The sequence below is a fragment of the Edaphovirga cremea genome, from assembly GCF_003332275.1.
Classification (GTDB): domain Bacteria; phylum Pseudomonadota; class Gammaproteobacteria; order Enterobacterales; family Enterobacteriaceae; genus Edaphovirga; species Edaphovirga cremea.
In genome coordinates, this window is record NZ_QOVA01000070.1 from 1 (window position 1) to 624 (window position 624).

The window sequence follows — 624 nt, forward strand, 5'->3', positions numbered from 1 at the left end:
GCCTGCATGTGGGCGATCTGTTCACTGTCCTGCTTATCAGGGTCAACCAAAAGCAGAATTGAACCGGCTTTGTATTCTTTACCTTCACCATTCAAAGAATGAAATAATTCTCGTGTTCCTGCTGGCGGTTCGCTTTCAAATAACCACGGCTCATACGCCTTTGTAACCGCCCCGTAGGGAAGAACACAAAAACCAGCGTCTACAGGTTCACGTTTTGACTCCTGTTGCATTGGTTGCTCTATTATGTGCTTTTTAGCTGATTGTGCGTGTTGTTCCGGCTCTTGAACGGGTTCAGGGGCAGTTTTCGCTGGTGCTGGGACTGCTTTTACTGGCGCGTTCTGGTAGGGGCCATGTTTAGCCCAGGTTTGAGAAGGAATAAAAAAAGCCTTACACGGGCAGGTTGAGCGACTATAAAGCGTACTTGCTGCCAGACAGCCATGAATAATTTCTCCAGGATGGCCTCCACTGACGCTGTATACACCAGGATGTTTACCGCATGACACTTTGTTGCCCTGAACCGCTTGCGGATTAAAATTACTGCCAAATTTTTGCCCTTTTGGATGTCCTTCAAGAACACTCCCCCCGCAGGAAGTTCTGTCCCCCTTTATAATCCAGTAACCTAAT

Annotated in this window: 1 protein-coding gene; it reads right to left on the reverse strand. The window is 47.8% G+C overall.

Annotated elements, in window-relative coordinates; all coding sequences use genetic code 11:
• Nucleotides 1-624 (reverse strand): PAAR domain-containing protein (locus DRI82_RS23710; RefSeq protein WP_245956927.1); only part of this gene is annotated, 624 nt, incomplete at both ends.